The following is a 399-nucleotide window of genomic DNA, read 5'->3' as shown; positions in this document are numbered from 1 at the left end:
TCGTACTCGTAGGAGAGGGTGACCCCTCCGGGACGCAGCTCTTTTACCATCCGGCCCCGGGAGTCGTACTCGAAGCGCCAGACCCTGCCAGCCGGGTCTTTGACCTCAAGCAGGTTGTCGTTGCCGTCGTAGGCGAAGGTGAAGGTGCGCCCCGCCGCGTCCGTGAGGGATACGAGCCTGCCGGCGGCATCGTAGGAGTAGCGGGTGGTCTCCCCGGCGGGATCGGTGACGGAGCCTACCAGCCCACCCTCGTAGGTGTAGGTTATTTTCCTCCCCCCGGGCAGGGTTTTGCTCTTCAGAAGGCCGTCCGGGTAGTACTCGTAGACGGTCTCGTTGCCCAGGGGGTCGATCTCCTTTATGAGCCGGTTCTGGGAGTCGTAGCAGTAGCGGGTGGTAGCA

Annotated in this window: 1 protein-coding gene; it reads right to left on the bottom strand. The window is 63.7% G+C overall.

Going from position 1 to position 399, the window contains the following annotated elements; genetic code table 11:
- Window positions 1-399, bottom strand: a 399-nt coding sequence (locus DXX99_RS11090) for an RHS repeat protein (protein ID WP_134643025.1), incomplete at both ends; no start/stop codon positions are given.

Source organism: Ammonifex thiophilus, assembly GCF_003368535.1.
GTDB lineage: Bacteria > Bacillota > Desulfotomaculia > Desulfotomaculales > Ammonificaceae > Ammonifex > Ammonifex thiophilus.
The sequence above is the reverse complement of the archived record's forward strand: the minus strand, read 5'-3'. Positions and strand labels throughout refer to the sequence as shown.